Origin of the sequence: Streptomyces sp. BK79 (assembly GCF_044142145.1) — a bacterium.
Classification (GTDB): domain Bacteria; phylum Actinomycetota; class Actinomycetes; order Streptomycetales; family Streptomycetaceae; genus Streptomyces.
The window spans coordinates 271,625-282,696 of sequence record NZ_JBHVOC010000008.1; the positions used below are offsets into that span (position 1 = coordinate 271,625).

The 11,072-nt window shown below is 71.7% G+C and carries 13 protein-coding genes; 7 read left to right on the forward strand and 6 right to left on the reverse strand.

Translation table 11 applies throughout. The features are described 5' to 3' along the window. Positions 1-37: 37 nt before the first annotated feature. Together ACFIF2_RS12880 and ACFIF2_RS12885 are read right to left on the reverse strand one after the other, a co-directional pair. Positions 38-1,144 carry an S-adenosylmethionine:tRNA ribosyltransferase-isomerase gene (locus ACFIF2_RS12880; RefSeq protein WP_395572727.1) on the reverse strand — a complete coding sequence of 369 codons (1,107 nt, stop codon included), beginning with the start codon at positions 1,142-1,144 and terminating at the stop codon, positions 38-40. Next, positions 1,141-1,839: an SDR family NAD(P)-dependent oxidoreductase gene (locus tag ACFIF2_RS12885; protein WP_395572728.1), complete on the reverse strand. Its 699-nt coding sequence runs from the start codon at positions 1,837-1,839 to the stop codon at positions 1,141-1,143. The genes ACFIF2_RS12880 and ACFIF2_RS12885 overlap by 4 nt, the downstream gene beginning before the upstream one ends. Positions 1,840-2,059: 220 nt before the next feature. Here ACFIF2_RS12885 and ACFIF2_RS12890 point away from each other — a divergent pair, with 220 nt between their 5' ends. From ACFIF2_RS12890 to chpE, 3 genes are all read left to right on the forward strand, one after another. After that, complete coding sequence (locus ACFIF2_RS12890) at positions 2,060-3,205, forward strand: GAF domain-containing sensor histidine kinase (RefSeq protein WP_395572729.1); 1,146 nt, start codon at positions 2,060-2,062, stop codon at positions 3,203-3,205. Further along, a complete protein-coding gene (locus tag ACFIF2_RS12895) occupies positions 3,198-3,839 on the forward strand; it encodes a response regulator (RefSeq protein WP_395572730.1) in 642 nt (213 codons plus the stop codon). The genes ACFIF2_RS12890 and ACFIF2_RS12895 overlap by 8 nt, the downstream gene beginning before the upstream one ends. Positions 3,840-3,994: 155 nt before the next feature. Continuing rightward, on the forward strand, positions 3,995-4,240 hold the full coding sequence (gene chpE, locus ACFIF2_RS12900; protein WP_395572731.1) for a chaplin ChpE: 246 nt from the start codon (positions 3,995-3,997) through the stop codon (positions 4,238-4,240). Between the two features lie 271 nt (positions 4,241-4,511). Here the strand turns inward: chpE and ACFIF2_RS12905 are convergent, their stop codons facing one another. Beyond that, positions 4,512-5,300, reverse strand: coding sequence for a hypothetical protein (locus tag ACFIF2_RS12905; RefSeq protein WP_395572732.1), 789 nt, complete (start codon positions 5,298-5,300; stop codon positions 4,512-4,514). Between the two features lie 152 nt (positions 5,301-5,452). On the opposite strand from ACFIF2_RS12905, the gene ACFIF2_RS12910 reads away from it, so the two are divergent. The 3 genes from ACFIF2_RS12910 (at position 5,453) to ACFIF2_RS12920 (ending at position 7,858) form a co-directional block, all read left to right on the forward strand. After that, positions 5,453-6,250: an ABC transporter ATP-binding protein gene (locus ACFIF2_RS12910; protein ID WP_395572733.1), complete on the forward strand. Its 798-nt coding sequence runs from the start codon at positions 5,453-5,455 to the stop codon at positions 6,248-6,250. A gap of 54 nt (positions 6,251-6,304) precedes the next feature. Continuing rightward, positions 6,305-6,736, forward strand: a complete 432-nt coding sequence (locus ACFIF2_RS12915) for an NfeD family protein (RefSeq protein WP_395572734.1) — start codon at positions 6,305-6,307, stop codon at positions 6,734-6,736. 168 nt (positions 6,737-6,904) lie between these two features. Next, a complete protein-coding gene (locus tag ACFIF2_RS12920) occupies positions 6,905-7,858 on the forward strand; it encodes an SPFH domain-containing protein (RefSeq protein ID WP_395572735.1) in 954 nt (317 codons plus the stop codon). Positions 7,859-7,972: 114 nt separating this feature from the next. Here ACFIF2_RS12920 and ACFIF2_RS12925 read toward each other — a convergent pair whose 3' ends face one another. The 3 genes from ACFIF2_RS12925 to ACFIF2_RS12935 all read right to left on the reverse strand — a co-directional run bounded on the left by ACFIF2_RS12925 (position 7,973) and on the right by ACFIF2_RS12935 (position 10,049). Continuing rightward, on the reverse strand, positions 7,973-8,479 hold the full coding sequence (locus ACFIF2_RS12925; protein WP_395572736.1) for an HNH endonuclease: 507 nt from the start codon (positions 8,477-8,479) through the stop codon (positions 7,973-7,975). A gap of 198 nt (positions 8,480-8,677) precedes the next feature. After that, a complete protein-coding gene (locus ACFIF2_RS12930) occupies positions 8,678-9,217 on the reverse strand; it encodes a YbhB/YbcL family Raf kinase inhibitor-like protein (protein WP_395572737.1) in 540 nt (179 codons plus the stop codon). Between the two features lie 49 nt (positions 9,218-9,266). Beyond that, complete coding sequence (locus ACFIF2_RS12935; RefSeq protein ID WP_395572738.1) at positions 9,267-10,049, reverse strand: sporulation protein; 783 nt, start codon at positions 10,047-10,049, stop codon at positions 9,267-9,269. 117 nt (positions 10,050-10,166) lie between these two features. Here ACFIF2_RS12935 and ACFIF2_RS12940 point away from each other — a divergent pair, with 117 nt between their 5' ends. After that, complete coding sequence (locus ACFIF2_RS12940) at positions 10,167-10,808, forward strand: DNA-3-methyladenine glycosylase (RefSeq protein WP_395572739.1); 642 nt, start codon at positions 10,167-10,169, stop codon at positions 10,806-10,808. The last annotated feature ends 264 nt before the right edge of the window (positions 10,809-11,072 follow it).

The following is an 11,072-nucleotide window of genomic DNA, read 5'->3' on the forward strand; positions in this document are numbered from 1 at the left end:
GGAGCAATGCAGTACGTGAGGGGCTGCGCGGGCCCTCCTACGGCAGGAGGAGATGGACGTCGCCGAACTCGTGCCACAGGTAGCGCTCCCGCACCGCGGCCTCGTACCCGCGGTCGATCGCCGCCCGCCCCGCCACCGCCTCCAGCATCAGCAGATGCGACGCCTCGGGCTCGTGCAGCCCCGTCAGCAGCCCGTCCACCACCCGCACCCCGCGCTCCGGGGTCACGACCAGGTCGGTCCACCCAGCCCGGGCCCGCACCACCCCGTCCGCACCGGCCGCCGACTCCACCGCCCGCACGGCAGTCGTCCCGACCGCGACCACACGTCCGTCGCCCGCCCTCGTGGCGTTGATCAGCCGCGCCGACGCCTCCGGCACGCGGAACCGCTCCGGGTACGGCGGCTCGTGCGCCTCCGCCGAGGCCACCCCCGTGTGCAGGACGACCGGTGCGAACCGCACCCCCCGGCTCACCAGCTCCGTCACCAGCCGTGCCGTGAAGGGCCGCGCCGCGCTCGGCATCTCCGCGCTGCCCGCCCCGTCCTGCGAGGGCAGGGCGAACACCGTCTGGTACGCGGAGAGCGGCTGATCCCGCTCCGTGTACGCGTAGCGGATGGGCCGCCCGTGCTCCCGCAGCAGCGCCGACACCTCGGCCCCCGACACCCGCGCCCACCACAACCGCTCCCCGCGCGCGCTCAGCGGCTCCTCCAGCACCAGCTCAGCCCCGCCCGGCAACCGCACCCGTGTCCCCCGCGGCCCGCCCGGCCGTCTCCCCCCACCCTCTCCGGGAGGCGGAACCTCACCCCCCTGTCGTCCTTCTCCCCGCGCACGCGCGCGCGTGGTGCCCCGCCCGTCGGGCTCCCGCAGCTCCACCGCCCATCGGCCGTCGTCCCCGCGCGTGGAGAAGTGCACCACCACGCGCGCGTGCCCGACGCGCCCGTCCACGGCGGCGGCCAGTGTCGCCGACGTGTTGACGACCAGCAGGTCCCCGGCCCGCAGCAGCCCGGGCAGCTCCCGGAACCCGTGGTGCGACACCTCCGTCCCGCGCGACACCAGCAGCCGTACGCCGTCCCGGTCCAGCCCCGGACCCCGCTGCTCGGCGGGCACCCGGGCCGACAGCTCCTCCGGTACCCGCAGGGCCAGCGTCATCGCCGTCCCTCCAGCAGCGCGGGGGCCCCGTAGCGGCCCCCGGCCGGCCGCTCGTCGAGGAGCCTGAGCAGCGCCGGAACGACACTCGCCGGATCGGGCCGCGGATCGTCGTCATCCGGTACGGCCGCCGCGTACAGGTCCGTGGCCATGTCCCCGGGGTCGACCGCCCAGACCCGCAGCCCCGGCTCCTCGGCGCCCAGCACCGCCGCCAGCTGGTCCAGGGCCGCCTTCGACGCCCCGTAGCCGCCCCAGGTCTCGTACGCCTCCGCCGCGGCGTCCGAGCTGACCGTCAGCACCGCCCCCGCCGGGGCCGCCCGCAGCAACGGCAGCGCCTCCTGGACCAGGCCAAGCGCGGCCACGACGTTCACCTCCAGCGCCCGCCGCAGCCCGTCCAGCGGCAGCTCCGCCAGCCGCACCAGCGGCTCGGCGCCCAGCGCGCTCGCGTTGCTGACCAGCAGGTCCACCCCGCCCAGCCGCCGCGCCGCCGACACCAGCGCCGCGCGGTGCCCGTCGTCCGTGACGTCGCCGGGCAGTGCCGTCACGCGCGTGCCGTACGCCTCCAGCGCCGCCGCGGTCCGCTTGAGCACATCCGGCGACCTGGCGTCGAGCACCAGGTCCCAGCCCCGTTCCGCCAGGGCCTCGGCGAACGCCCGGCCCAGTCCCTTCGAAGCTCCCGTGATGATCGCGACCGGCATGGCACACGTCCCCTCGTCGTCCCGGGCCCGCTTGATCGGCCCGGCGTGGTCCTCAACGTAGGAACCGGCCCAGGGCGGGCGCCTCGGGCACGGGCCGCAACCCTCCGGGGCCCTTCGCCCTAGGACCGACCCGCGGGACCTCGGGCCTAGGCCCTTCGTCCTAGGCGCGGGCGGTCACAGGTCCGATCCCGCCGTCACACCCCGCCGGTACCGTGAGGACATGAGTCACGGCCCCCGGTCCGGCCTCGCCGCGGTCAGTTCCGCGCTGCTGGCCATGAGCAGGCACCTCGAGGTGCGCGACGTCCTCAAGACGATCGTCGCCTCGGCCCGCGAGCTGCTCGACGCGCAGTACGCCGCGCTCGGCGTCCCCGACGATCACGGCGGCTTCGCCCAGTTCGTGGTCGACGGCGTCAGCGACGAGCAGTGGAAGGCCATCGGCCCCCTGCCGCGCCAGCACGGCATCCTCGCCGCGATGCTGCACGAGGCCACACCCCAGCGCCTCGGCGACGTCCGCAAGGACCCCCGCTTCGAGGGCTGGCCGTCCGCCCACCCCGACCTGGTCGACTTCCTGGGCCTGCCGATCAGGGACGGCGACGAGGTCATCGGCGCACTGTTCCTGGCCAACAAGAACTGCGAGAAGCCCGACGGCCGCTGCGGCTTCACCGAGGACGACGAGGAACTGCTGGGCATCCTCGCCCAGCACGCCGCCATCGCCCTCACCAACGCCCGCCTCTACGAACGCAGCCGGGAGCTGACCATCGCCGAGGAGCGCTCCCGCCTCGCCCACGAACTGCACGACGCGGTCAGCCAGAAGCTGTTCTCCCTGCGCCTGACCGCCCAGGCCGCCGCGACCCTGGTCGACCGCGACCCCGCGCGCGCCAAGGGCGAGCTGCAGCAGGTCGCCGCGCTGGCCGCCGAGGCCGCCGACGAGCTGCGCGCCGCCGTCGTCGAGCTGCGGCCCGCGGCCCTGGACGAGGACGGTCTCGTCGCCACACTCCGTACCCAGATCCAGGTCCTCGACCGCGCCCACAGCGCGCGCGTGACCTTCGCCGGCCACGGAGTCAAGGCCCTGCCGGCCTCCCAGGAGGAAGCGATGCTGCGCGTCGCCCAGGAAGCCCTGCACAACGCCCTGCGGCACTCGGCGGCGGAACGCGTCGACGTGACGCTGCACCGGCGCGGCACCGGAGCCGTGCTCCGGGTCACCGACGACGGCAGCGGCTTCGACCCGCGCACGGTGCGCCGCGCGGGACGCCACCTGGGCCTGGTCTCCATGCGGGACCGGGCGAGCGGCGCCGGTGGCACGCTGACCGTCGAATCGGCGCCCGGCAAGGGCACCACGATCGAGATGGAGGTCCCCGGTGGCTGAGGCGATCAAGGTGCTCCTCGTCGACGACCACCAAGTCGTCCGCCGGGGCCTGCGCACCTTCCTGGAGGTGCAGGACGACATCGAGGTGGTGGGCGAGGCCGCGGACGGGGCCGAGGGAGTCGACCGCGCCGAGGAACTGAAACCCGACGTGATCCTCATGGACGTCAAGATGCCGGGCATGGACGGCGTCGACGCGCTCCGCAGGCTCCGCGAGCTGGACAACCGCGCGCGCGTGCTGGTCGTCACCAGCTTCACCGAGCAGCGCACCGTGGTCCCGGCCCTGCGGGCGGGCGCCGCCGGTTACGTCTACAAGGACGTCGACCCCGACGCGCTGGCGGGCGCCATCCGCGCCGTCCACGCCGGCCACATCCTCCTCCAGCCCGAGGTCGCCGGAGCGCTGCTCTCCCAGGAGGAGGGCACCTCCGGCCAGGGCAGGGCGGGCTCCCTCACCGAGCGGGAGCGAGAGGTACTGGCCCTCATAGCGGACGGCCGCTCCAACCGCGAGATCGCGCGTGCCCTCGTCCTCTCCGAGAAGACGGTGAAGACCCACGTCTCGAACATCCTGATGAAGCTCGACCTGGCGGACCGCACCCAGGCCGCGCTGTGGGCGGTCCGCCACGGAGCGGCCGGCTGACCCTCTACGCGACGGCACACCGGAGGGTTCCCCTCCAGTCCGAGATTCATACCGTCGTGGGAATGTCCCCCATATGGCGCATCCTTCGAGGGGTCCGGCCGTTCTCCAGTGCGTGCCGCGGCGACTGCCGCGGCGATCGCAAGGAGGGCTTGTAAGTGAAGAACCTGAAGAAGGCAGCGGCCGTGACGATGATGGCCGGCGGGCTGATCGCCGCCGGTGCGGGCATGGCTTCCGCCACCGACGGCTCCGCCGCCCACGGCGAGGCCATCGGCTCCCCGGGCGTCGCCTCCGGCAACGTCGTCCAGGCGCCGATCCACATCCCGGTCAACGCCGTCGGCAACAGCGTCAACGTCATCGGCGTCCTGAACCCGGCGTTCGGCAACCTCGGCGTCAACCACTGACCCAGGCCACCGAGCCCTGAGCGGACCCCGGCCTCCCGGCCCCACCCGGGAGGCCGCCCCTTTTTCCCCATAGCTGCGAGCAGTCGTGCCGCTGGGGCGGCACGGGTGGGCGGTGGGGGCACCTCCCGCTCGAGCGGAGCCGAGAGTGGGGGAGGCACCCCGTCAGCGCCGGGCCACCCGACCCACCCCCGACCCACCACGACGCCGGTCACCCCCACCGAGAGACGTCACCGCACAACCAAGACACGCCCCCCCGCCCAACCAAGGGACGTCACCGCACCCCCCTCTCCCGCTCCTCCACAACGGAGTTGTACGCCGCGACCTGCGCCCGCCGAGCCGTCCGCTCCACCGGCCGCAACGCATCCCCCCGAGCCGCCATCTCCGCGGCACTCACCGCACCCCCGTGCCCGTTCTCGTACGCCAGCGACACCAACGCCCCCACCCGCTGCGCCAACTCCAGCACCCGCACCGCCCGCGGCGGATACCCCGGCGCCAGCACCTCCCGCCCTCGCTCGGCCCGGGCCCGGTACGCCGCGACCGCCGCCTCCGCCACCGGCCCCGACCCGGCGACGTCCAGCCGCGTCAGCACCTGAGTCGCGTCCCGCAACGCCTCCGCCAGCTCCCGCTCCGCCTCCCCGAGCGAGGGCACATCGGCCGGCGGCGCCTCCCGCACCGGCAGGCAGTGCCAGACGACCTCGACATGCACATCACCCTCGGGCCCCGCCTCGTGCACCTCCGGCACCAGCCCGAGCGCGGCACCGTGACAGATCACCGCCTCCTCGGCCTCCAGCGCCCGGGCATTGAAGTCGGGCGGCCCGCTCAGCCCCAGCGGATGCCCCGGCGCGGGCAGCGCGACCCGCAGCCCACTCGCCCCGAGCGCCCGCAGCCGCCCCAGCGCCAGCGTGAGTCCGACCGGCGACGATTCACCCGGCAGCCCCTCCACCCGATGCACCGTGTCATCGCCCACAATCGCGACCGCGGCGTCGTCCGGCGAGACCATTCCGGCAATAAGGGCATTTCCCCAGGCGGCAAGGCGCCCTGCGCGTGGTTCCGAGAGCATGCCCCCACCCTAAGGACCGGACCGATGGAACGGCGAAGCCGACCGGTGGCGTAGATTTCCTGGAGGGCCTGCGCCCACCGGCGCGGCGGCCCGAGCCACAGGCGTACGCGACAGCCGAGACCGGCCACAACGCAAGGGGAGACAACGCGCTCATGAGCGATGTTCTGGAGCTTCAGGACGTATCCGTGGTCCGTGAGGGCCGGGCTCTGGTGGACCAGGTCTCCTGGTCGGTGAAGGAGGGCGAGCGCTGGGTCATCCTGGGCCCCAACGGCGCCGGCAAGACCACCCTCCTCAATGTCGCGTCCAGCTACCTCTACCCCAGCCAGGGCACCGCCACCATCCTCGGCGAGACCCTCGGCAGGCCCGGCACCGACGTCTTCGAGCTGCGCCCGCGCATCGGCATGGCCGGCATCGCCATGGCCGACAAGCTGCCCAAGAGCCAGACCGTCCTGCAGACCGTGCTGACCGCCGCCTACGGCATGACGGCCGGCTGGCAGGAGGAGTACGAGGACATCGACGAGCAGCGCGCCCGCGCCTTCCTGGACCGCCTCGGCATGACCGAGTACCTGGAGCGCAGGTTCGGCACCCTCTCCGAGGGCGAGCGCAAGCGCACCCTGATCGCCCGCGCCCTGATGACCGACCCCGAACTGCTGCTCCTGGACGAGCCGGCCGCCGGCCTCGACCTCGGTGGCCGCGAGGACCTCGTCCGCCGCCTCGGCCGCCTCGCCCGCGACCCGATCGCCCCCTCGATGATCATGGTCACCCACCACGTCGAGGAGATCGCCCCGGGCTTCACCCACGTCCTGATGATCCGTCAGGGCAAGGTCATGGCCGCGGGCCCGCTCGAGCTGGAACTCACCTCGCGCAACCTGTCCCTCTGCTTCGGACTCCCGCTCGTCGTCGAGCAGGTCGGCGACCGCTGGACCGCACAGGGGCTCCCGCTGTCCTGACCCGCCCTCCGTGCGCCCTGTCCCCGGCACGTCACCCGGACCTACCATGACCACGTGAACGACATCGACGCATGGGTGTGGTGGCTCGTCGCCGCGGCCGGGCTCGGAATCCCGCTCGTCGTGACCGCGATGCCGGAGTTCGGGATGCTCGCCGTAGGCGCGGTCGCCGCCGCCGTCGCCTCCGGCTTCGGCGCGGACCTCGTCGTCCAGGTACTCGTCTTCGTCGCCGTCTCGGTCGCGCTGATCGCCGTCGTACGGCCGGTGGCCGCCCGGCACCGCGCCCAACGACCTCAACTCGCCACCGGCGTAGACGCCCTGAGGGGCAGACAGGCCGTCGTACTGGAACGGGTCGACGGCTCCGGCGGCCGGATCAAGCTCGCCGGAGAGGTCTGGTCGGCGCGCGCGCTCGACACCGGACGCACCTACGAGGCGGGCGAGGAAGTGGACGTCGTGGACATCGAGGGGGCAACGGCGATCATCATGTGACCTCACCGGACACAAGTGGACCGAACACCCTCCGAGGCACGCGACGGTCTGACAGACTCGACCAGCAAGATCCTCAACAGCCGTAAGATCAGCCGTAGTCAGGGCCAGTAGTCGGGGCCAACAGGATCTGCCAGAGCGCCGAGGCGGAGAAGGGGACGGACAACCACGATGGAACCGGTCATCATCGTCTTGATCATCCTGGTGGTGTTGGTCTTCATCGCCCTGATCAAGACCATCCAGGTCATCCCGCAGGCCAGCGCCGCCATCGTCGAGCGCTTCGGCCGCTACACGCGGACACTGAACGCGGGCCTCAACATCGTCGTCCCGTTCATCGACACCATCCGCAACCGCATCGACCTGCGCGAACAGGTCGTCCCCTTCCCGCCGCAGCCGGTCATCACCCAGGACAACCTGGTCGTCAACATCGACACGGTCATCTACTACCAGGTGACCGACGCGCGCGCCGCGACCTACGAGGTCGCCAGCTACATCCAGGCCATCGAGCAGCTCACCGTCACCACCCTGCGCAACATCATCGGCGGCATGGACCTCGAACGCACCCTGACCTCCCGCGAGGAGATCAACGCGGCCCTGCGCGGCGTCCTCGACGAGGCCACCGGCAAGTGGGGCATCCGCGTCAACCGCGTCGAGCTGAAGGCCATCGAACCGCCCACCTCCATCCAGGACTCGATGGAGAAGCAGATGCGCGCCGACCGCGACAAGCGCGCCGCGATCCTCCAGGCCGAAGGTGTCCGGCAGTCCGAGATCCTGCGCGCCGAGGGTGAGAAGCAGTCCCAGATCCTGCGCGCCGAAGGTGAGGCCAAGGCCGCCGCCCTGCGCGCCGAGGGCGAGGCCCAGGCCGTCCGTACGGTCTTCGAGGCCATCCACGCCGGCGATCCGGACCAGAAGCTGCTGTCCTACCAGTACCTCCAGATGCTGCCGAAGATCGCCGAGGGCGACGCCAACAAGCTCTGGATCGTCCCCAGCGAGATCGGCGACGCCCTCAAGGGCCTGTCCGGCGCCATGGGCAACTTCGGCGGCATGGGCGGCGGTTCGGGCAGCGGCAACGGCGGCGCGAGCGTCCCGCCCCAGGAACGCCGCGAGAAGCCGTCGATCGACTAGCCCGTACCGGCGGACGCCGGGTGGCACCCCGCGCCCGAAGGGGCGCGGGGGACCGCGCGACAAGCCACGACGCACCCGCGGTCAGCGACGGACATCAACCCCTACGGCGCACCCTCACGCCGCGTCCAGCACCAGCCACTCCGGCAGCGCGTCGAAGTCGTCCCTGGCCAGCGCCAGCAACATCGCGTCGGCGGGCGTCGGCTCGAACGGCTCCCGCAGCAACGGCATACCCGCCTGCTCCGGCGTCCGGTTCGCCTTGCGGTGATTGTCCTCGGCGCACGAGGCCACCGTGTTCAGCCAGGTGTCCTGCCCGCCGTGCGAGCGCGGCACCACGTGGTCGACGGTCGTCGCCCGCCGACCGCAGTACGCGCACCGGTGCCGGTCCCGGACCAGCACACCCCGCCGCGACCACGGGGCCCGTCTTCGGAAGGGCACCCGTACGTACTGGCACAGCCTGATCACCCGGGGCGCCGGTATGTCGAGCGCGGCTCCGCGCATCCGCAGCGAGGGGTGGGCCTGTTCCACGACGGCCTTGTCCTGGAGCACCAGAACGACGGCTCGGTTCAGCGTCACCGTCGACAGCGGCTCGAAGCTCGCGTTCAGCACCAGCGTGTCCCGCATACCAGCCCACCTCCCGTGCGCACCGGCCCACCCCCTGGCGGGCTGGGATCAACTCTGGCCGGGCACGCCGAGATGGACAACGCAATATCTGCTGCTCCTGCGGGGGACGCTTCCCCCACCCCCCGGCAACAAAAATGCCCGCCCCTGATCCATTCCAAGACCAGGGGCGGGCAAACGTTCCATGAACGCCCGGAACGCTCAGCCCTCGGCGGGCACCTCGTACTCACCGATCAGCTGGGCCCGCGCGATGGTGTGGAACCGCAGGTTGAAGCCGACGAACGCCGGGGTGGCCTCCGCGTCCGGTCCCAGCTTCTCCTGGTCCACGGCGTACACCGTGAACACGTACCGGTGCGGCCCGTCCCCGGCCGGCGGAGCGGCACCGCCGAAGTCCTTGCTGCCGTAGTCGTTGCGCACCTGGACGGCGCCCTCCGGCAGCCCCGCGAACGAGCCGCTGCCCGCACCCGCGGGCAGCTCGGTCACCGAGGCCGGAATGTCGAACACCACCCAGTGCCAGAACCCGCTCCCCGTCGGCGCGTCCGGGTCGTAGCACGTCACGGCGAAGCTCTTGGTCTCGGCCGGGAAGCCCTCCCACCGCAGCTGCGGCGAGGTGTTGCCGGCCGCGTAGACCTGAGCGTCCTTGAGCGTCCCGCCCTCCTGGACGTCCTCACTCGTGACGGTGAACGCCGCCACGGGCGGGTGGAAGTCATGGGGGAGCGGACGCCGCTTGAGCTCGGTCACCTCGGTACCTCCTGATGGTTCGGTGCAGTGATCTCCGAGCCTAGAACCCTCAGAACCAGTTCCGCTTGCTGCCCACCTCGGACAGCCACTGGTTGAGGTACGCCGTCCAGTCGGTCCCCTGGTAGTCGTTCAGCCCCACCTTGAAGGAGCGGAACGTGTCGCTGCCCTCGCTGAACAGCCCCGGCTTCTTGTCCATCTCCAGCACGACGTCCATCGCCTGCGCGTCGGCCACGAAGCTCAGCTCGACCTGGTTCAGCCCCCGGTACTGCTGCGGCGGGAGGAACTCGATCTCCTGGTAGAAGGGGAGCGTCTGCCGCGTGCCCCGAATCTGTCCGCGCTCCATGTCCGCGCTCTTGAAGCGGAAGCCGAGCCCGATGAACGCGTCCAGGATCGCCTTCTGCGCCGGCAGCGGGTGCACGTTGATCGGGTCCAGGTCACCGGAGTCCACGGCACGCGCGATCTCCAGCTCCGTGGTGACCCCGATGTCCATCCCGCGCAGCGCCTGCCCGTCGATCATCGTGATCGGCGTCTCCCAGGGGATCTCGAGCCCGAACTGCACGGCGTGCACCGCGTTCGCCTTCAGCTCGAAGGCACCGCCGAGCCGGCTCCTCGTGAACTCGATGTCCTGCTTGTACTCCTGGTCGCCGCTCTCCACCTCGACCTTGGCCTGGAGCCCCACCGACAGCGCCTCGATCTGCTGATCGACCGACCCGCCCTGGATCCGCACCTCGCCCTGCACCACACCGCCCGGCACGACGTTGACCTCGGTCAGCACGGTCTCGACGGAAGCACCGCCGGCCCCCAGACTCGCGAGCAGCTTCTTGAACGGCATGTCTCTTCCTTCCAGCTCCAGGCTTCGGGTGAACCCTTGATCCCTCTAAACGCGATCCGGCCGTGGCCGGTTCCACGCCCGGCATCCGGCGAGGCGCCTGCGTTACGCTCGGACGGCATGATCGCGAGCCCCGACCGTACGCCCCTCCCCAGGGATTTCTTCGACCGCCCCATCCTCGAGGTGGCCCCCGACCTCCTGGGCCGGATCCTGGTGCGCAGCACCCCCGACGGCCCGATCGCCCTCCGCCTGACAGAGGTGGAGGCCTACGACGGTCAGAACGACCCCGGCTCCCACGCCTACCGCGGTCGCACCCCCCGCAACGACGTGATGTTCGGTCCTCCCGGACACGTGTACGTCTACTTCACCTACGGCATGTGGTTCTGCATGAACCTGGTGTGCGGACCCGAGGGCAGGGCGAGCGCCGTACTGCTCCGCGCGGGCGAGATCATCGAGGGCGCCGAGCTGGCCCGCACCCGTCGGCCTTCGGCCCGCAACGACAAGGAACTGGCCAAAGGCCCGGCACGCCTGGCCACCGCCCTCGGTGTCGACCGGGCCCTCAACGGCACGGACGCGTGCACGACCGAGGACACCCCTCTGCGGGTGCTGACCGGTACCCCGGTGCCCCGTGACCAGGTAAGCAACGGTCCGCGCACCGGCGTGGCCGGCGAGGGCGGCGTCCATCCCTGGCGTTACTGGGTCGCCGACGACCCGACCGTCAGCCCGTACCGGGCGCATGTGCCGCGCCGACGACGGAGTTGACTCGGCCTCGGCGGACGCGTAATGTAGCCCGAGCCGCTTGACCCGGGTACGGCATTCGCCTGCAGCCGGAAGCGGCCAACCCACTACCTACGGCTTCCCCTCAGCGGGGACGAATTCGTCATGCCTGCATGCCCGAATTCGAACTCGCGGGACTCGATTATGAGTCCACGGAAGAATCCGCTAACGTAGTGAATGTCGAAAGGCCGACGGGCGAAAGCCAGAAGGCCTCGACAAATCCCGCCGACAGGGAATCAGGCCGAAAAG